At 64.8% G+C, this 19,331-nt stretch carries 18 protein-coding genes; 5 read left to right on the top strand and 13 right to left on the bottom strand.

The genetic code is table 11. From position 1 onward, the window contains the following. Positions 1-780: 780 nt before the first annotated feature. The 7 genes from gatB to ABIA40_RS09065 all read right to left on the bottom strand — a co-directional run bounded on the left by gatB (position 781) and on the right by ABIA40_RS09065 (position 6,728). Positions 781-2,259: an Asp-tRNA(Asn)/Glu-tRNA(Gln) amidotransferase subunit GatB gene (gatB, locus tag ABIA40_RS09095; RefSeq protein WP_128265294.1), complete on the bottom strand. Its 1,479-nt coding sequence runs from the start codon at positions 2,257-2,259 to the stop codon at positions 781-783. Then, a complete protein-coding gene (locus tag ABIA40_RS09090) occupies positions 2,256-2,558 on the bottom strand; it encodes a hypothetical protein (RefSeq protein WP_404540706.1) in 303 nt (100 codons plus the stop codon). The genes gatB and ABIA40_RS09090 overlap by 4 nt, the downstream gene beginning before the upstream one ends. Continuing rightward, positions 2,549-4,024 (bottom strand): Asp-tRNA(Asn)/Glu-tRNA(Gln) amidotransferase subunit GatA, encoded by a 1,476-nt coding sequence (gatA, locus tag ABIA40_RS09085; protein ID WP_271538108.1) that lies wholly within the window; start codon positions 4,022-4,024, stop codon positions 2,549-2,551. Before gatA ends, ABIA40_RS09090 begins: the two co-directional genes overlap by 10 nt. Beyond that, on the bottom strand, positions 4,021-4,245 hold the full coding sequence (locus ABIA40_RS09080) for a hypothetical protein (protein ID WP_404540703.1): 225 nt from the start codon (positions 4,243-4,245) through the stop codon (positions 4,021-4,023). The genes gatA and ABIA40_RS09080 overlap by 4 nt, the downstream gene beginning before the upstream one ends. A 14-nt stretch (positions 4,246-4,259) precedes the next feature. Then, positions 4,260-4,547, bottom strand: a complete 288-nt coding sequence (gene gatC / locus ABIA40_RS09075) for an Asp-tRNA(Asn)/Glu-tRNA(Gln) amidotransferase subunit GatC (RefSeq protein WP_404540700.1) — start codon at positions 4,545-4,547, stop codon at positions 4,260-4,262. Positions 4,548-4,623: 76 nt separating this feature from the next. Continuing rightward, positions 4,624-5,700, bottom strand: a complete 1,077-nt coding sequence (locus ABIA40_RS09070; protein ID WP_404540697.1) for an NAD(P)H-dependent flavin oxidoreductase — start codon at positions 5,698-5,700, stop codon at positions 4,624-4,626. Between the two features lie 50 nt (positions 5,701-5,750). Beyond that, positions 5,751-6,728 carry an NAD(P)H-dependent flavin oxidoreductase gene (locus ABIA40_RS09065; protein WP_404540694.1) on the bottom strand — a complete coding sequence of 326 codons (978 nt, stop codon included), beginning with the start codon at positions 6,726-6,728 and terminating at the stop codon, positions 5,751-5,753. 97 nt (positions 6,729-6,825) lie between these two features. Between ABIA40_RS09065 and ABIA40_RS09060 the strand changes: the two genes are divergently transcribed. Next, positions 6,826-7,716 (top strand): LysR substrate-binding domain-containing protein, encoded by an 891-nt coding sequence (locus tag ABIA40_RS09060; RefSeq protein ID WP_404540691.1) that lies wholly within the window; start codon positions 6,826-6,828, stop codon positions 7,714-7,716. A 199-nt stretch (positions 7,717-7,915) separates the two neighbouring features. Next, complete coding sequence (locus ABIA40_RS09055; protein ID WP_036025535.1) at positions 7,916-8,851, top strand: cyclase family protein; 936 nt, start codon at positions 7,916-7,918, stop codon at positions 8,849-8,851. Between the two features lie 119 nt (positions 8,852-8,970). Here ABIA40_RS09055 and ABIA40_RS09050 read toward each other — a convergent pair whose 3' ends face one another. Next, complete coding sequence (locus ABIA40_RS09050; protein ID WP_404540688.1) at positions 8,971-11,217, bottom strand: DNA/RNA non-specific endonuclease; 2,247 nt, start codon at positions 11,215-11,217, stop codon at positions 8,971-8,973. Positions 11,218-11,491: 274 nt separating this feature from the next. Continuing rightward, on the bottom strand, positions 11,492-11,704 hold the full coding sequence (locus ABIA40_RS09045; protein WP_157287544.1) for a hypothetical protein: 213 nt from the start codon (positions 11,702-11,704) through the stop codon (positions 11,492-11,494). Positions 11,705-11,751: 47 nt separating this feature from the next. On the opposite strand from ABIA40_RS09045, the gene ruvX reads away from it, so the two are divergent. Together ruvX and ABIA40_RS09035 are read left to right on the top strand one after the other, a co-directional pair. Next, a complete protein-coding gene (gene ruvX, locus ABIA40_RS09040; protein WP_404540685.1) occupies positions 11,752-12,243 on the top strand; it encodes a Holliday junction resolvase RuvX in 492 nt (163 codons plus the stop codon). 3 nt (positions 12,244-12,246) lie between these two features. Then, a complete protein-coding gene (locus tag ABIA40_RS09035) occupies positions 12,247-13,170 on the top strand; it encodes an AEC family transporter (RefSeq protein ID WP_404540682.1) in 924 nt (307 codons plus the stop codon). A gap of 129 nt (positions 13,171-13,299) precedes the next feature. Here the strand turns inward: ABIA40_RS09035 and ABIA40_RS09030 are convergent, their stop codons facing one another. The 4 genes from ABIA40_RS09030 to ABIA40_RS09015 all read right to left on the bottom strand — a co-directional run bounded on the left by ABIA40_RS09030 (position 13,300) and on the right by ABIA40_RS09015 (position 18,156). After that, a complete protein-coding gene (locus tag ABIA40_RS09030) occupies positions 13,300-14,064 on the bottom strand; it encodes a CPBP family intramembrane glutamic endopeptidase (RefSeq protein ID WP_275510131.1) in 765 nt (254 codons plus the stop codon). Positions 14,065-14,210: 146 nt separating this feature from the next. Then, positions 14,211-15,854 carry an acyl-CoA dehydrogenase family protein gene (locus tag ABIA40_RS09025; protein ID WP_404540679.1) on the bottom strand — a complete coding sequence of 548 codons (1,644 nt, stop codon included), beginning with the start codon at positions 15,852-15,854 and terminating at the stop codon, positions 14,211-14,213. Positions 15,855-16,039: 185 nt separating this feature from the next. Further along, positions 16,040-16,813, bottom strand: a complete 774-nt coding sequence (locus tag ABIA40_RS09020) for a M15 family metallopeptidase (protein WP_404540676.1) — start codon at positions 16,811-16,813, stop codon at positions 16,040-16,042. After that, positions 16,810-18,156 (bottom strand): NADase-type glycan-binding domain-containing protein, encoded by a 1,347-nt coding sequence (locus tag ABIA40_RS09015; RefSeq protein WP_404540673.1) that lies wholly within the window; start codon positions 18,154-18,156, stop codon positions 16,810-16,812. The genes ABIA40_RS09020 and ABIA40_RS09015 overlap by 4 nt, the downstream gene beginning before the upstream one ends. 225 nt (positions 18,157-18,381) lie before the next feature. On the opposite strand from ABIA40_RS09015, the gene ABIA40_RS09010 reads away from it, so the two are divergent. Next, entirely contained in the window at positions 18,382-19,329 is a 948-nt protein-coding gene (locus tag ABIA40_RS09010) for an aspartate carbamoyltransferase catalytic subunit (RefSeq protein WP_128265307.1), read from the top strand. Positions 19,330-19,331: the final 2 nt, after the last annotated feature.

Here is a 19,331-nt window from a genome sequence, read left to right as displayed (position 1 = left end):
AAAGAGAACGGTCCGACCGTTGACCTGATGTCTCGCCGACACCCTCTATCGTCGACCAGAACCTCTAGGAGGCGCTGATGACGTGCCGGCTATCTGGAGCCGGCAACTTCAGAAGCGAAGTTACTTCTTCTTCTTCGCGACCTTGCGGGTCTTCTTCGCAGTCTTCTTCACTGCGCTCTTCGCCTTCTTCGCCTTCTTCGCTTTCTTGGCCATGTTGCCCTCCGATGTGTGAGATGGCTTTAATCGCTGCGTGCACTCGGGGATCGAATGCACTTCATCCCGAATACACCAACACGAAGAAAAAAACAGCTTCTCGCTTAAAGAAGTGTTGACGCAGCAAGGCGCCTGCGCTTGGCGGGCGCGACGCAGGCGCTTCGCACGACGTGCACTTGCGATCATGCCGAGCGCTCGCATCGCCGACGTTCGCGAACGATGCGATTGCACGAAAACACTATGCAGCAAGTATTTTTTCGCACGCGCGCATCGCGCGCGACCAACGCAGCGATGCGCATCGACAATCGTGCGGTCGCCTCGCAAAGGCGTTTCGCGGACTCTGAGTCGCGATTTTTGGCAACGAAAATATTTTCATGCTTAACGGCGCGGGCGCTCGCCGGAGCGCGTCCAAGCCGCCGTTTCGGGCGAATCGCGCGGCGGCGATTCGCCCCGCCGCATCGCCGTCGATCAGGATGAAGTTTGCCGTCGAGGATGCGCGAGCGTCGCATCGAGAACCGAAAGCGAGGTGACGAAACGCGTCCGTCACCTCGTTCGAATGCGTGAGGCTTAGACGCCGAGCTTGGACTTGAGCAGGTCGTTGACGCTCTGCGGGTTGGCCTTGCCGCCGGATGCTTTCATGACCTGGCCGACGAACCAGCCGAGCGATTGCGGCTTGTCCTTCACCTGCGCCGCCTTGTCGGGATTGGCCGCGATGATGTCGTCGACCACCTTTTCGATCGCAGAGAGATCCGTGACCTGCTTCATGCCACGGCTTTCGACCAGCGCGCGGGGATCGCCACCCTCCTGCCAGACGATTTCGAACAGATCCTTGGCGATCTTGCCCGAGATCGTGCCCTCGCCGATCAGGTCGATGATCGCAGCCAGTTGCCCGGCATTGACGGGCGAGGCCGTAATATCCCGGCCTTCCTTGTTGAGACGGCCGAACAGCTCGTTGATCACCCAGTTCGCCGCCATCTTGCCGTCGCGGGCGCGGTTGGCGAGCTTGTCGAGCACCGTCTCGTAGAACAGCGCGCTCTCGCGCTCGGCGACCAGCACGCTCGCATCATAGGCCGACAGGCCGAAATCAGCGACGAAGCGCGCCTTCTTCTGGTCCGGCAGCTCCGGCAACTTCGCCTTCAGCGCGTCGACGAAGTCCTGGCTGAACTCCAGCGGCAACAGGTCGGGGTCGGGGAAGTAGCGATAGTCGTGCGCCTCCTCCTTCGACCGCATTGAGCGCGTCTCACCCTTGTTGGGATCGAACCGGCGCGTCTCCTGCTCGATCTCGCCCCCGTCCTCCAGGATCTCGATCTGGCGCCGCGCTTCATACTCGATCGCCTGGCCGATGAAGGCGATCGAGTTCATGTTCTTGATCTCGCAGCGGGTGCCGAGCGGCGCGCCGGGCCTGCGCACGGAGACGTTGACGTCGGCGCGCAGGGATCCCTTCTCCATGTCACCGTCGCAGGTGCCGAGGTAGCGCATGATCGAGCGCAGCTTGGTCACATAGGCCTTGGCCTGCTCGGCGTCGCGGATATCAGGCTTCGAGACGATCTCCATCAGCGCCACGCCAGAGCGGTTGAAATCGATGTAGGACAGCGACGGCGACCGGTCGTGCAGCATCTTGCCGGGATCCTGTTCCAGATGCAGCCGCTCGATACCGATGGTGGCCGTCTTGCCGCCATCGAGATCGATGATCACCTCACCCTCGCCCACGATGGGCGATTTGTACTGGCTGATCTGGTAGCCCTGCGGCAGGTCCGGATAGAAATAGTTCTTGCGGTCGAACACCGAGCGCAGGTTGATCTGCGCGTTGAGGCCGAGCCCGGTCCGGACAGCCTGCCTGACGCATTCCTCGTTGATGACCGGCAGCATGCCCGGCATCGCGACGTCGACCAGCGAGACGTGGCTGTTCGGCTCGCCGCCGAAGGCGGTGGACGCGCCTGAGAACAGTTTGGCGTTCGAGGTCACCTGGGCATGGATCTCCATGCCGATGACCATCTCCCAGTCACCGGTTGAGCCCTTGAGAAGCTTGTGCGTGGCCGTGCTCATGTCCTGCTCCCGAGCAGCGTGGCAGCGATCCGCTCCCACTCCGCTTCCAATGAATCCTTTGCCACCGGCTGACCGGCCTGGCGATACCAATAGCCGGCATTGCCGAGATCGCCTTCGACACGGTGCAAATAGGCGTGCACCCAGGCGGCCTCGCGGCTGCTCTCGTCCTGAACGATCGTGTGCGCGCGGTCCCAGTCGCCCTTCGCCGCCCACCAGAGGCCGGCGAGCGGCGCGTTCAGGTCCGGCGCGGGCGCCGCGCCGCCGAGGCTCGCGATGAAATCAGCGACATTCACCACCACCTCGCGGGCGTGAAGCGGCCGGCGGCCTGCTCGATCACCTCGCCGAGCGAGAACAGCGTCTCCTCATCGAACGGACGGCCGATCAGTTGCAGCCCGAGCGGCAGGCCCTGCGCGTCCTTGCCGGCGGGCACCGCGATGCCGGGCAGGCCCGCCATGTTCACGGTCACCGTGAAGATGTCGTTGAGATACATCTCGACCGGGTCGGCGCCGCCCTTCTCGCCGATGCCGAAGGCCGCCGACGGCGTCGCCGGGGTGAGGATGGCGTCGACGCCCTTGGCGAAGCAGTCCTCAAAATCCTTCTTGATCAGCGTGCGCACCTTCTGCGCGCGCAGGTAATAGGCGTCGTAATAGCCGGCCGAGAGCACGTAGGTGCCGATCATGACGCGGCGGCGCACCTCTGCGCCAAAGCCTTCGGCGCGGGTGTTTTCGTAGAGCTCGGTGATGTTCTTACCCTGCTCGCGCAGGCCGTAGCGTACGCCGTCATAGCGCGCGAGATTCGACGAAGCCTCCGCCGGCGCCACGATGTAATAGGCCGGCAGCGCGTATTTGGTGTGCGGCAGCGACACCTCGACGAGCTCGGCGCCCGCCGCTTTCAGCCACGCCGCGCCCGCTTCCCAAAGCTTCTCGATCTCGGCCGGCATGCCGTCGAGGCGATACTCCCGGGGGATGCCGATCTTCATGCCCTTCACGGATTTGCCGATCGCCGCCTCGTAATTCGGTACGGGGATATCGACCGACGTCGTGTCCTTGGGATCGTGGCCCGCCATCGAGCGGAGCAGCATCGCGGCATCGCGTACGCTGCGCGCGATCGGACCCGCCTGGTCCAGCGAGGAGGCAAAGGCGACGATGCCCCAGCGCGAGCAGCGGCCATAGGTCGGCTTGATGCCGACGGTCGCGGTGAACGCGGCCGGCTGGCGGATCGAGCCGCCGGTATCGGTCGCGGTCGCGCCCATGCAGAGCAGCGCCGCCACGGCCGAGGCCGAGCCGCCGGATGAGCCGCCCGGCACCAGCGTCGTGTTGCTGCCCTCGCGCCGCCAGGGATTGCCGACGGGGCCGAAGCACGAGGTCTCGTTGGCCGAGCCCATCGCGAACTCGTCATTGTTGAGCTTGCCGAGCATCACCGCGCCGTCGCGCCAGAGCTGCGAGGTGACGGTGGACTCATAGGTCGGCACGAAATTGCCGAGGATCTTCGAGCACGCCGTGGTGCGCACGCCCTTGGTCGCGAACAGATCCTTGATGCCGAGCGGGATGCCGGCGAGCGGGCCGCCCTCATCCCTGGCGATCTTCTCGTCCGCCGCCTTGGCCATGTCGCGCGCCTGGTCCGGCGTCTCCATCACGAAGGCATTGAGCACGCGCGCAGCTTCGATCGCGGACAGATGCGCATCCGTGAGCTCGAGCGACGTGAAAGTTTTTGCCGCGAGACCCTTGCGGGCCTCGGCGAGCGTCAGCGATGTCAAATCGGTCATTTATTGATCGGGCTGCAGAAGAACGGAGACAGGGTCTTGTCGTCGGCCGGGTCGTCTTGCATGACGTTTTTCTTGGCGGCGGCTTTCGCGGCCGCCTCGATCTCGTCGAGCACGGCATTGACGGCGACGTCGGGATCGGCAGCCTTGCCCTGCCGCTCCATCTTGTCGAGGTAATTCATGTAGGCCTGATAGGCCTTCTCATCGTCGCAAAGCAGGCACATCGAACCTAACCTGTTTATTCAACGACCTTCGGCACCAGGAAGAAGTGACCTTCGGTCGCGGGCGCGTTGGCAACGATATCGTCGGCGATCCCGCCGTCATCGACCACGTCCTGCCGCTTCTTCATCTGCATCGGGGTGACCGAGGTCATCGGCTCCACGCCCTCGACATTGACCTCCGAGAGCTGCTCGACGAAAGCGAGCATGGTGTTGAGCTCGCCCTGCAGATGCGGAACCTCGTCCTCGGAAACCGCAATGCGCGCCAGATGCGCGATGCGGCGGACGGTAGCGGCGTCGACGGACATTATATAAGGCCTCTTACGGCAAAACCTATGTGCCGTATAGCAGAGGCCGGTTTTGCGCCGCAACCGGCGCTTCCCCCTATCCGGCGAGGGCCTTTATGCGCCCCAGCGCCGATTTGGCGAGGTCCCGGGTCAATTCGGCGGCGGGAAGCTCGCGGCCCAGCGCAACGGCCTGCCCTGCCCAGAGATTGGTGAAATCCACCATGCCCTGCTTTTCGGCAGCCGCCTTCAGCGGCCCCAGCGCCGTCGCGGCGTGGGGAAATGGCGGCGCATCCGGCGAGATCGGGCCGGCCTCGCGCATCAGCCGGTTCTGCATCCCCCGCGCGGGCCGGCCGGTCATGACATTGGTGATCACGGTGGAATCGTCCCCCGCCTCAGCGAGCGCCTTGCGGCCGGCCGCGCTGAGCTTGGATTCCGGGCAGCGCAGATAGGCGCTGCCGATCTGCACGCCGGCGGCACCGAGCGCGAAGGCCGCGGCAATGCCGCGCCCGTCGGCGATACCGCCCGCCGCGATCACCGGCACCTTCACGGCATCGACGACCTGCGGCACCAGCGCGAAGGTGCCGGGCTGCTCGGCGATCTTGTCGGTCAGGAACATGCCGCGATGGCCACCCGCTTCCGCTCCTTGCGCGATCACGGCGTCGACGCCGCGCTCTTCCAGCCAGACCGCCTCTTTCACTGTGGTGGCAGACGAGATGACGAGGCAACCCGCCGCCTTGACGCGCCTCAGCAGCGCTTGCTCCGGTAGGCCGAAATGGAAGCTGACGACCTCCGGCTTCAGCTCCTCGACCACCTCGCAGAACGCCGCATCGAATGGCGCGCGGTTCGCAGCCGCGATCGGCGCGGAGGGATCGAGACCGTGCTCGGAATAGTATTCCGCGAGCCGCTGCTTCCACCGCGCCTCGGCTTCGCGCGTCAGATCGACCGGCGTATGGCAGAAGAAATTCATGTTCACCGGCGCCTTGACGCGCTGGCGGATGAGACCAACTTGCTCGCGCGCCTTCTCCGGCGAGATCATCGCACAAGGCAGCGACCCCAGCGCCCCGCCCTGCGCCGCTGCAATCACCAGCTCCGCATCCATCACGCCAGCCATCGGCGCCAGCACGATCGGGAATTCGGTCTTGAAGAGATCGATCAGTCGACGGTCAGGCCACATGGTTGTTCTCTCTCTCTTTTACCCTCCCCCTCCAGGGGCGGTGAAGAATCCTACGCCGCGATCACCGAGTTTCTCCGCCCGGCGATCAACTGCTCCGCCTCCGCCGCAATCCGCTCGACGATCTCCGCCGCCGGTGGGATATCATGAATCAACCCAACCGCCTCGCCGGCGATCACGGCCGCGACATCGAAATTGCCCGCCGCTCTTGCTGCCGCATACTCGGAAGCGACTGCGGCAACATTCTGCATCAGCTCGACCTCGCGGCCGATCCAGCGCCTGGCATGATCGTTGACCAGGCACCGCCCGGTAAACGGCGCCGGCCAGACGTTGTTGCGGGAGAGATCGAAGATGATGCCGCGCACGGTCGAACCGGAGCTCGCCGCGCAGATGCGGCGCTTGGCCTCCTCGGCGCCGTCGGCCTCCTGGCTCGCATAGAAGCGCGTGCCGAGCAGCACGCCACTCGCGCCCAGCATCATCATGGCAGCGAGCCCGCGCCCGTCCGCGATGCCGCCGGCCGCCACCACGGGAACGCGACCCGCGGCGAGATCGACGATGGCAGGCACGAGATCGACGGTGGTGCGCGAAGCGCCATGACCGCCCGCCTCCGTGCCTTGCGCGATCAGGATGTCGGCACCGGCATCGAGCGCCTGCCGCGCCATCGCTTCGTCCTGAACCTGGCAGATCAGGCGCGCGCCGGCGGACTTGATCTTGGGCGCGAACGGCGCGGGATCGCCGAACGACAACATGATCGCATCCGGCTTTGCAGCGAGCGCGAGATCGAGAAGCTCGGGCCGCTTGGCGAGGCTCCAGGTGATGAAGCCGATCCCGAACGGCGCGCTGAGGTCGGCGAGCTTCGCCGTCTCCTGCTCCAGCCAGACCCGCTCGCCATAGCCGCCGCCAAGAATGCCGAATCCGCCGGCGCGGCTCACCGCGGCGACCAGACGGCTGCCGGCAATGACATCCATCGGCGCCAGCAGGATCGGATGCTTGATCCTCAGCAGCGTGGTCAGCGACATCGTCATCGGCATGGCTCCTCCCCGATCTGGACAGCGAGATTAGGCGCGACTAGCATTCTCGAAAATTGAATTGTTGCGAACGCTGCCATCTCGAAAGCGAAACGACGCCATGGAACTCAGCGATTTCAATACCTTCGCCGCCGTCGCCCGCACCGGGGGCATCACCCGCGCCGCCGAAGAACTCAACACCGTGCAGTCGAACGTCACCCAGCGCGTGAAGGCGCTGGAGGCGGAGATCGGCACACCGCTTTTCGAACGGCATTCGCGCGGCATGACGCTGACCGGTGCCGGCAAGCGCCTCCTCCCCTACGCGCAAAAGATGGCGGCGCTGTCGCGCGAAGCCTTGCTCGCCGCGCGGGACGATGGCGAGCCGAAAGGACCGCTCGCGATTGGATCGATGGAGACCACGGCAGCCGTGCGATTGCCGCCGCTGCTCGCCGATTTCCACCGCCGCTTCCCGGCCGTGCGCCTGTCCTTGCGCACCGCGCCGACCGCCGACCTCGTCGCGAGCGTGCTCGACAGTACGCTCGACGGCGCCTTCGTCGCCGGACCCATCGCGCATGACGACCTCTCCACGACGAGCGCGTTCGGCGAAGAGCTGGTGCTGGTCAGCGCGCGCCGCTGGGCCTCGCTCGCCGAGCTGCGCGCCGGCACGTCGGAGTCGGGTCCGACCGCGCTGGTGTTCCGCACCGGCTGCACCTATCGCCAGCGGCTCGAACAGATTTTCGTCGAATTCGGCTGGCCGTCGGCGGCGCGCTTCGAGCTCGGCACGCTCGACGGCATGATCGGCTGCGTCGCCGCCGACATGGGCGTGACGCTGCTGCCGCGCGCCGTCGTGGAACGCAGCGCGATGAACGGCGCCGTCGCCGTCCACACGCTGAGCCCGTCACATGCCCGTGTCGAAACACTCTTCATCCAGCGCCGCGCCGGACATCAATACAGCGCGCTGAGCGGTTTTGCCGATTGCCTGAAGAAGGACGAGGACGTCATCGCGGCATGACGGAGCGCCAACGTTCCACGCCACGAAATTCGTCACAAATCCATCGCGTTTGAATCGATCCGCGCTGCGTGCCGCCATCGCAGCGCAGCACTTCGAAAAGCTTTGAAGCCCCCGCTTCTTCTACGTTAGGATGAGTGACTGGCCAGCGCGAAACCATAAACGAAGCCAAACACCGGCAGAAACATCGGGAGGACTATTGATGCGCAATACGCTCGTGTTGTGCTGCGTCGCTGCGTTGTCGGCGATTTCAGGAACCGCAAGTGCACAGGACTGGACCAAATCGAAATGGGGGCCGAACGACGAGATCGGCGCCGCCAACTACATGACGCCCGAGCTCGTGGTGAAGGCGGCATCGCTGGTGAAGACCGGCAAGACCTACGCCCTCGGCATCCCCGTCACGCCGCAGACGCCCGCCTACCCGCCGCGCACCTTCAAGCTCACCATCGTGCAGCCCGGACAGGCCGGCACCCCGGGTCTCGGTCCGAACAAGGCCACTTACAACGATGACATCCTCGACAGCTGGGTCGGCATCGGCAGTCAGCTCGACGGGCTCGGCCATCTCGGCGTCGAGCACGTCTACTACAACGGCAACAAGCTGGCCGATTTCGCCGATCCCAATGGCTTGAAGAAGCTCGGCATCGAGAAGGTGCCGCCGATGGTCGCCCGCGGCGTGCTGCTCGACATGGCCGCCTATTTCAAGACCGACGTGGTGAAGGAAGGCACCGCCTTCAACGTCAAGGAGATCGAGGAAGCCGCCAAGCAGCAGAACGTCGAGATCCGCCAGGGCGATGTCGTCATCTTCCACACCGGCTGGCTCAGCCTGATCGGCAAGGACGACAAGCGCTACTCGGCCGGCGAGCCCGGCCTTGGCGTCGAAGGCGCGAAGTACCTCGCCGGCAAGGGCGTCGTCGCGGTCGGCGCCGACACCTGGGGGCTCGAGGTGCTTCCGTTCGAAGGCAAGACCGTGTTCGAGGTCCACCAGATTCTGCTCGCGATGAACGGGACCTATATCCTCGAGAACATGGACACCGCCGCGCTCGCCCGGGACAAGGGCTACGAATTCCTGTTCGTGCTGGGCCAGCCGCGCTGGACCGGCGCCGTGCAGGCCATGATCAACCCGATCGCGATCCGCTGACGCCACACGCGCGTCCGTCGAAAGAAGCCGGGTGAGGTCTTGCAGTGTCTCGATAGAGCGCACCGCTGCCCTCACCCGAACGTCGCGTCGGTTTCACTGCTTGGCGAAACAAGCGCTCCTCAGAGTCGAATGTCCTCGTAGGACTCGATCCGCCGCGGACCGACCGAGGTCGCCTCGTGCGAATCCGCATCAGTGAGATTGCCGAAATCCAGCTTGGTCAACCTCGTCAGGTCCGCGATCGAGACCTGGAAGACGCTGACATCCTCCTCGGACATCCGCTCGCGCAGATCCGCCTCCTGGATGCGATCGATCTCCATGACCTGCTTTCGCTGGCTCATCAGGAAGGCCGCCGCCTTGAGAGCATCGTCATCCTCGTTGCGTCGGATCAGGATCTTCCAAAAATATTTCGGGATTTGGACGCCGCCGAAGCTTGGATCCTTGTGCGGCCGCCCGGCCGGATTGGGCAGATCGGATCCATCGGCGTCGGGCCCGTCGAACACCGGACCGTTCATGACGATGCCCTTCTCCTCGCCTTCGAGCAGGACATCGCGTGTATAATCCTCCAATCCCGCCCACAGCTGCTTGCCCTGGTTGAACGAGAAGAATTGCGGCGAGCAATTGGTGAAATGGAAAGAATCGTCGCCATGCTGCTTGGCCGCGGCGACGGTCTCGCCCCACGTCGCATCCAGGCGGCGCACGAGATGACCGCGGTCGAACGGATTCTTGCTACGATCCGCCTCGAAAGTGGCCTGCTTGCGGTAGAACTCGTCACCGATCTGGGCATCGTCGTCGATGCGCGGATCGCGCAGCCAGGAATCACCCTCGCGCTTGCCGACGTCCTGCTGCTTGCCGCCGTCGATGTTGACGCAGCTGAAGAAGGCGAGCCGGCGCTCCTTGTTCATGACAACGCTGTAGTTGAAATATTTCAGCTCGGATTGCCTGGAGCTTCCCTTGAGCATCGCGATCCTGGGCTTGAGCGAGGCCGGAATCTTCGGCAAGGGCACCGAGAATCTGCCGGTGCCAAGGAAGTTCGCCTTGTATCCGGGACGCGATTTCAGCGTGCTCTGATCGATGTGCACGGCCTCCATCGGGAGGCCGTTCCTCGCGCTGATGTAAGGCAACAGGCCGGTCGGCGGAGCAATCAATGGCGTGCCGCCGTTCCGCTTGCCGCCGTTCGTGCCGCCGTTCGGCGTCCGGCCATTGCCATGACCTCCCGCCGGGCTCGGTAGCGGCGGCGTTGGAGCGAGAGGAATCTCCTTCCTGAACATCGGCAGCGGAACGCGGATCGGGACCACCAGAGACGTGCCGTCGACGGATTGCTCGACCCAGACATTGGCGCCGTACGGAGTTGCGTCAATCGGGGGCCGCAAGGCTCGCTCGATCTCGGGCCGGCCTGGCGGGTCCATCTCGTCCAGCACAGGCCTGATCAGAGGGTGAGAGCCGACGGCCACCTTCAGATCGGCGACGATCGCGCTGATCCGAATGCCTTCATTGGCGATCCATTCGATCGAGGATTCGTCCATCGACGGCTTCCACACCTTGCCGTCCTTGGTCAGGATGCGACCCTGCGCATTCTTCCGGGGAACACCGCTGTGGTGCAGCGCAACCACCTGCCAGAAGCGGTTGAACGCCGGCGACCCTGACGATCCGGCCGTCGTGTCGGTATTGTACCAGAGGAAGTCACCGACATATTTGAGCAGCTTGTTCTCGCGGACGCAGACCTGCTTCATCTGCCCGCTGGGATGCTGGATGATGGTGAGATACTCGCCCGGATCTGCCTTGCCGGGCGCGTCACTGAGCGGCAGCCATCCCCAATCCTCGAGTTCCTCGTGGCCTGACAGCGAGGCCGGCGCCACCGCGACGACCGAGAAATCCAGCCGGTCATTGGTGTAGAAGAATCTGCCCGGCTCGAATCCGAACCTCACCGGCACACGCTCTTGTCCCGAAGCGTCCAGTTCGTAGTTGAAATCGGCGATCGAATGGGCTGCGTCGGAGGGCCGGCCGAAGACATGATGATTGGTCAGCAGCAGACCGGGCCCGATCAGAAAGCCGGAGCCATAGCCGAGCAGATTCGACTTGGCATCCCTGAGCTGGATACGGCAGACCGAGCGCGAGGCTGCGGTCCCCTTGGCAAGATAATTGATGCTGTCGAGATCATTGCCCTGGATGATCCGCTCCAGGCCAATTTCGGCCTTCTCCACGTCCCGCGTCTCGGCCAGCAGTTGTCGCTGGCGCAGACGCATCTTTTCGACCGACATGTCGATCGGACCGTCGCCCAATTTCCGGTTCAAGGCTTCGGGTGAGAACTCGGCTTGCTTGAATCGCCGTTCTGAGCCCGCGATCAGACTTGGCTTGATGAGCATCATGACCTCTCAAATGATTGGCGAATATTGGACGTCGTCGGCGCCCCCAAAAAAATTGGCGCCAAGTTGCAGCGGCGGGCCGGACCGCCGGTCGCAGCCGATCGTTCCCGAAATCGGGGGCATGCACCCAATACTACTTTAGACCGGTAACTCTATTGCCACGCAACCACGCGGCATCATGCCATGGCCTGCAGCATCACCAGTGTGAGATTTCCCACATTTGATCGATACAGCCGTGCATCACGATTTCGCGCGCTGCTTGCGGCCCTCTGGCGATCTACGGCTTCAGGTACCAGCGCCGCAATGCCACGACGGCCCAGATCGCCTCGACGAGGCCGAACGGCCAGGCGCCTTGCAGGAAGCCATAGGCGGAACCGAGCGCGCAGGACGCCGCGAACAGCAGCACGAACCAGTGGCTGCGATCCTCCAGGGCATAGCAGACCAGCATCGCCGTCACGGCAAACAGGCCGAATAGTGTCAGTGCATCCATGGTTATCAGTTCACCCCGCAGCGCAACGCGTGATATGCGCTAAAGCCATGCCGGCTCCTATCCTGCCTCTCATCGATGCTGCAACCCACTGGCCCGCGCGCGGCGCGCTGGTCGGGCTCGACTTGGGGACCAAGACCATTGGCGTTGCCGTATCCGATCCGGACCGGCGGCTGGCGACCGGCGTCGAGACGATCCAGCGCAAGCAGTTCAAGCAGGATGCCGCCAAGCTGCTGGCCATCGCCACGGAGCGCAAGGCGGTCGGCTTCGTGCTCGGCCTGCCCATCAACATGGACGGCAGCGAAGGTCCACGCGCGCAATCGACCCGCGCCTTCGCGCGAAATCTGGCCGGATTGACCGCGCTGCCCATCGGTCTCTGGGACGAACGCCTTTCGACCGCGGCGGTCGAGCGCGAGCTGATCGGCATGGACGTCAGCCGCGCCAAGCGCGCCGAGGTGATCGACGAGCACGCCGCGATCTTCATCCTGCAAGGCGCGCTCGATCGCCTTGCCAATCTTCGCACGAGCCCGGGACCGGACTGATCCATGGCCGTCGTCATCGCGGCGCTGCTGCCGGTCTTCATCCTCATCGTGCTCGGCGTCGTGCTGAAGCGCAGCCTGATGCGGCTGGACACGCAATGGCACGGGTTGGAGCAGCTGACCTATTTCGTGCTGTTTCCGATGCTGCTGATCCAGACCCTGGTAAAAGCCGACCTCTCCAAGGTGCCGGTGACTGGCGTCGGCAGCGCGCTGCTGCTGTCGGCGCTGGCGATGTCGCTTTTGTGCCTCGCGCTGCGCCCTGCGCTTTCGCGGCTCGGCATCGACGGCCCCGCCTTCACGTCGATCTTCCAGGGTGCGACGCGCTGGCAGACCTTCGTTGCCCTGTCGATCGCCGCCAATCTGTTCGGCGATGTCGGGCTGGCGCTCGCCTCCGTGGCGATGGTGGCGATCATCCCGCTCGTCAACGTGTTCAGCGTCTCGGTGCTCGCTCGTTACGCATCGCCGGAAAAGCAATCCGGCCGCGCCATCGTCATGACATTGGTGCGCAATCCCTTGATCTGGGCCTGCATCATCGGCCTTACTTTCAATGTCACCCACCTGCCGCTGCCAAGGCTCTGGCATGAGGTTGCAGACGCGCTCGGCAGTTCCTCCCTCGCCATCGGCCTGCTCGTCACAGGCGCGGGCCTGCATCTCGAAGGGCTCTTCCGTCCAAGCCTCGGCGCAGCCGTCGGCGTCGTTTTAAAGCTCTTGCTGATGCCCGCGCTCGCGATGGGGCTCGGTCTCTGGTTCGGGCTTTCCGGCAACAGCCTGGCGATCGTGGCGATCTGCTCGGCGGTGCCGACCTCGTCCAGCGCCTATGTCCTCGCCCGCCAGATGGGCGGCGACGCCCCGCTGCTGGCGCAGATCATCACGCTGCAGACGATCTTTGCAGCCATTACGATGCCGATCGCGATCGGGCTGGCGGCCTAGCACTCGTCATGACGAGCGCACCTCTCTCACCTCGTCATTGCGAGGAGCTCTTGCGACGAAGCAATCCAGACTGCCGCGGCGGAGAGATTCTGGATTGCTTCGCTGCGCTCGCAATGACGGAGTTGCGGCCTAGCTCCCCAGCCACATCGTCAGCACCACCGCGGTGAGATTATTCAGCGCGTGCAGCACGATGGTGAGCCACAGCGAGCCGGAGCGGTAGCGCATGTAGCCGAACCACAGGCCGATGGCGAAAACTTCGGCGAGGAAGTACATGTCGTACTGCAGATGGACGATTGTCCAGACCAGCGACGACAGCAGGATCGCGCCGGGCGCGCGAAGGAAGCTCGCCGACCAGCCACGGAAGAGGAAGCCTCGCGCCAGAACCTCTTCCGACATCGGCGCCGCCACCGCGAATGCGGCGAGCAGCAGCAGCGCGGCGCCCTTGTCGCGGCCCGATTTCAACAGATCGGTCATGAAGCCCGGCGTCGCCTCGCGGCCGAGCGCACGCGACATCGTCTCCCAGAGCAGCACGATCAGGATGAGGCCGACGGCGCCGAACAGCAGTTGCTTCCAGGACGGCCAATGCAGCGCGAGATAATCGACGAACGAAGCTTTCTTGATGCGAATGGCGAGCCAGACCGCGGCCAGTGTCGCCGGCAAGCCCATGATGACCGAGAGCGCAAGCGTCTGGGGCTCGCGGCCGACGACCTGCAGCGAAGCGAGGTCCATGGGTAGTCCACGCTGCGCCGCCAGCAGAAGGACGGCGCCGATCTGCCCGACGAACATCGCGACGAAGATGAAGAGGCCCCACAGCGCCGTGCCCCAGAACTTCCAGACACGCGGTGTCGCCGGCGTCGCGGTCAACGGCGGATGATCGGGGTTGAGGGAGTCCATCAGCAGGCTTTCGTTGGAGAGCGCAAACTATCGAGCGATCGTCATGCCCGGGCTTGTCCCGGGCATCCACGTTCTTCTTGCCGCGCAGCAAGACGTGGATGGCCGGGTCAGGCCCGGCCATGACGCTGCGGAGAGACCGTGCCCAGTCACGGCAGCGCCCGCTCCAGCAGGGCGCGCACGTCGGCGCCATCGAGTTCGACTGCGCCGTACATGCTGGCGTGATTGGTCGCAAGGCGCGTGGCCGCGAACAATTCGGCCTGGCGCGACGACGCGCCATTGAGCGCGGCCGTCGCGGCCAGCAATGCCAGCCTCTCGACCGCAAGCCGCGCGACGCGCTCGCCGTCGGCGCGCCGAAACGTCTTGCCGATGAAGCTGGCCGCCTCGCCCGCCCCCGGCAGCCCCTTGGTCTCGGCCGCCAGCGCTTGCAGCACCGCCGTCGCCGCCTCGCCCTCGCGCGAGAGCGCGCGGAGCACGTCGAGGCACATCACGTTGCCCGAGCCCTCCCAGATCGCGTTGACCGGCGACTCCCGATAATGGCGCGCCAGAATGCCGTCCTCGACATAACCGTTGCCGCCGAGGCACTCCATCGCCTCAAACAGGAACGGCGGCGCGCTCTTGCAGGTCCAGTATTTGATCGCGGGCGTGAGCAGTCGCATATAAGCCGCCTCCGCCGCATCGTGCGGCGTGCGGTCGAAGGCACGGCAGAGCCGCATCACCAGCGCCGTGCTCGCCTCCACATGCAGCGCCATATCCGACAGCACGGCCTGCATCAGGGGCTGATCGGCCAGATGCTTCTGGAACACGCTGCGATGCCGGGCGTGGTGCAGCGCATGCGCAAGCCCCGAGCGCATCAGGCCAACGGAGGCGATCGCGCAATCCTGCCGCGTCAGCTGCACCATCTGGATGATGGTGCGGATGCCCTTGCCTTCCTCGCCGACCCTTTCGGCATAGGCGCCGACGAACTCGACCTCGGACGAGGCATTGGAGCGGTTGCCGAGCTTGTCCTTCAGCCGCTGGAACTGAACGGCGTTGACCGATCCGTCCGGCGCGAAGCGCGGCATGAAGAAACAGGTCAGCCCGCCATCCGCCTGCGCCAGCACCAGGAATGCATCGCACATCGGTGCCGACATGAACCATTTGTGCCCGGTGATGCGATAGCCGTCCGTCTCGCGCACCGCGCGCGTCATGTTGGCGCGCACGTCGGTGCCGCCCTGCTTCTCGGTCATGCCCATTCCGAGGGTCATGCCGCGCTTCTGCCACCACGGCGCAAAGCTCGGATCGTAGCTCTTGGTCGACAGCACCGGCATCACCCGCGCGAGCAAGTCGGGCTGCATCGCCAGGGCACCGACGGAGGCGCGCGTCATCGTGATCGGGCAGAGATGGCCGGTCTCGACTTGCGCAGCCATGTAGAACTTTGCGGCGCGAATGACCTCGGCGCCATCGCCGGCCGGCTTGCCATCCGCGGTCCAGGTAGAATTGTGAACGCCGGCATGCGCACTGTGCGCCATCAGTTCGTGATAGGCGGGATGAAACTCGACCTGGTCGCGGCGATTGCCCTTGGCATCGAAGCTGCGCAGCTTCGGCGTGTTCTCGTTCGCCACGCGCCCGCGATCGGCCATCGCCGCCGAGCCCCAGTGCCTGCCGAACTCCGAGAGCTCACGCTCGGCCGCTGCGCCGCCATTGGCCCTGACCGCCTCGATCAGCGGTCGGTCCACGGCGAAAAGATCAATGTCCTCGAATGGCGGCGACTGGTTGAAGACCTCGTGGGTCGCAAATGTGGGCTGGGTCATTTTGCTTCCATCGAATCTATCTCGGCTCGGGCGCCACCTCTCCCATTGGGAGAGGTCGCGCCGGAGGCGCGGGTGAGGGGCTACGCTCTATCGAGGGACCTGATCCCCTCACCCGGCGCTTCGCGCCGACCTCTCCCCTTGGGAGAGGTAACCCTGCTCGCAGGTGCTTCCGTTTCAACCGAACTCTACCTCGTCCGCGGCTGGATCGGGAAATCATAGGCCGCCCCGCCCGTCCCCGGCAGGGAAAAATGCCACCACTCCTTCGAATAGTTCACAAAGCCTTGCCTGGCCATCGCAGCCACCAGCCGCTTGCGCCAGGCACGCTGCTCCGGAGTGATCGATGGTGCCGCAGTGTGCCCCTTCGGGTCGGTGCAGTCGTAGCCTGTGCCCATGTCGACGCTGCCCTCCGGCGCCCGCGCCTCGACCGGCGCCGTGCAATCCGAATAGGTCTTGGCTGGATCATATTTGGCGGAATTGTCCGCCCTGAGATCGACCAGCGTGAGATCGAGTGCCGCACCGGTCGAATGCTGCGAACGGCTCGCAATGTAGCCGAGGCGGAACAGCTCGGTCTTGGGGATCTTCGGATTGTAGCGCCGCTCCGACGCGGTCTCGCGGCCGTTCTGCGACCACTTGACCATGTCGAGCGAGGCCCGCGCCGGCCGGTAGCAGTCGAACATCTTGAGCGAGAGATTTTGCGCCGCCAGCTCCTGCTGCACCGCTTTCAGCCGCAGCCCCACCTCGCGCTTCACCACGCATTCGCCGGCATCGTAGCCGGCGAGCGGACGGCCGACGAAATTGTTCGACGTGGCGTAACGGATGTCCTGGATGATGCTGGGATCGATGTCGCGCAGATAGACGAAGTCGCCGGGCAAGGTCTGCGCCCGCGCGGGAACGAGAAACGATAGTGCGAGCAGCACGACAAGCGCGGCGCGCGCCGCGGTTCCGGTCCTTGCGGTCATTGCACCGGATCCGAGTTGACCAGAAGCTTCGTGATCGCGGTGTCCGTATATTTGTTGCCGGCCCAGACGTCGTCGATGATGAACTGCATCCAATGGGCCGACACGGGCGGCCGCAATGTCAGCAATTGCGCCGACAGCTTGTCGTCGAGAATGAAGGTCTGCGACTCGCCGCCCGAGAACAGTACGCGGATCTGGCGGACCCTGTTGTTCTTGGCGAAGATGTCGGGGCTTTTCTGGTAGCCGTTCTGCACGTGGATCGATTTGACCCGCCGCACGGTTTCGAACTCGATGGTGATCCATTCGCCGATGCCGTTGCCGGATGCGCCCTCCACCCAGGCCGTCCCCGTAGAGGCGTCGAACAAATTCGCTGCGCCGTACGAATTGCCGAATTGCGGCTTCAGCATCGAGCTGACGCAATAGGTCTCGAAGCCGCTGCGGGCGCAGCTTTCGCCTGCCGCGGAGGGACGCGGCGGACGCATGGTGGCGCGCTCCGCGACCGCAAGCCTTGCCGGCGGCTTCGCCAGCATGCCCGCCACTTTCGGCGCCCCGTTCGACGATTCCGCATTCCAGAGAAAAATGCGCCCGCCGAGCGTCTGGTCGTAATAAGCGGGCGTCTGCTCGTGCGGTGCTGCTTGTCCTCCGGCATCCGTCGCCTTCAGCGCCAGCGCCGCCACGCGCTCGCGCACCTCGACCGCGAGGTCGCCGAGATGCAGCTCGGGCCGCTTGAGCTGCTCGACGAATATCCGCGTGAACACCGAGTTGTGCGCCGTATCGTTGCTGCCGAGCTGGTCGAGCGCGGTCTGGCCGATGCCTGCGGAATAGAGCGTAAAGATCCCGCGCGCGGGCCGGGCGTCAGCAAGCCCCCGCCTGTTCCCGATCGAACGTCCCGCGGCGCGCGGAAACGGATTGTCACGGCAGGCATCGATGACGACGAAGGCGACCCGCACCGCCTTGGCCTGAAGCTCCGAAATCACGTCGGGCTCGGCGATCGAGGCCCCGCGCACCCGCGCCTCGGCGCCCTCATTGACGGTGGGAACGTCACTCGGCACGAGGTAGTTCACCCCCGCGATCGCAACGCCGTGTCCGGCATAGAACAATGCGGCGGTATCGCCCGGCTCGAGCCGCGACGTGAAATCCGCAAGCCGGTCGATCATGCCCTGGCGGCCAAGATTGGTCCCGAGCACGATGTCGAACCCGAGCGACCTCAGCGCGTCAGCCACGGTCGTTGCGTCATTGGCGGCCTTCTTCAATTGCCGGTCGGCCGGCAGGTTCGGATAGAGATCGTTGCCGATCACGAGTGCGACGCGTTTTTCGGCCCAAGCCGGTGTCGCAAGGCCAGCCATGCACGCGGTCGCGAGCGCAGCAACATTGCGCGCCAGTCGATTAAAATACCGCGTGCCCGTCATGATCCAGCCCGTGACGCAACCAATGTTGCGAGTCTAGCGCAAAGCGGCTGCCCCGAACACCGGCTGGCGGCGCCGCCTCCGCCGCAAAGCGCCGTGGATAAGTCCGGCGGCGGGATTTGAAGCTTGCTCCCCCCGCCGTCCGCCCCTATAGCTCTGCTTTTAATGACATCGAAATCGACCTTCGTCCTCGGCCACCGGCATTTGCTGGGCATCGAGGGCCTTTCCGCGGCCGACATCAGCGGCCTCCTCGACCTGTCCGAAGAATATGTCGAGCTCAACCGCCAAGTTGACAAGAAGCGCACCGTCCTGCGCGGACGGACGCAGGTGAACCTGTTCTTCGAGGCCTCCACCCGGACCCAATCCTCGTTCGAGCTTGCGGGAAAGCGGCTGGGCGCCGACGTCATGAACATGTCGGTGGCCTCCTCGTCCATCAAGAAGGGCGAGACACTGATCGACACCGCGATGACGCTCAATGCGATGCACCCGGACATCCTGGTGATGCGCCATCACGCCTCCGGCGCGGTGGAACTGCTGGCCCGCAAGGTCGACGGTTCCGTGATCAATGCCGGCGACGGCGCGCACGAGCATCCGACCCAGGCGCTGCTCGATGCGCTCACCATCCGCCGCAACAAGGGCCGGATCGAGGGGCTGGTGGTCGCGATCTGCGGCGACGTGCTGCATTCGCGCGTCGCCCGCTCCAACATCATCCTGCTCAACACCATGGGCGCCCGCGTCCGCGTCGTCGGGCCCTCCACGCTGCTGCCGCCGGGCATCGAGCGGATGGGCGTCGAGGTCGCGCGCGACATGCGCGAGGGTCTCAACGGCGCCGACATCGTCATGATGCTGCGGCTGCAGCGCGAGCGCATGAACGGCTCCTTCGTGCCCTCGTCGAACGAATACTTCCACTATTTCGGGCTCGACCAGAAGAAGCTCGCTTACGCCAAGCCGGACGCGCTCGTGATGCATCCCGGCCCCATGAACCGCGGCGTCGAAATCGACACGGCGGTCGCCGACGGTGCGCAATCCCTGATCCGCGAGCAGGTGGAGATGGGCGTCGCCGTGCGCATGGCGGTGCTGGAAGCGCTCGCCCGTAACCTGCCGAACGCGTGATG

It is taken from the genome of Bradyrhizobium sp. USDA 223 (assembly GCF_044909005.1).
GTDB classification, from domain to species: domain Bacteria; phylum Pseudomonadota; class Alphaproteobacteria; order Rhizobiales; family Xanthobacteraceae; genus Bradyrhizobium; species Bradyrhizobium yuanmingense.
The sequence above is the reverse complement of the archived record's forward strand: the minus strand, read 5'-3'. Positions and strand labels throughout refer to the sequence as shown.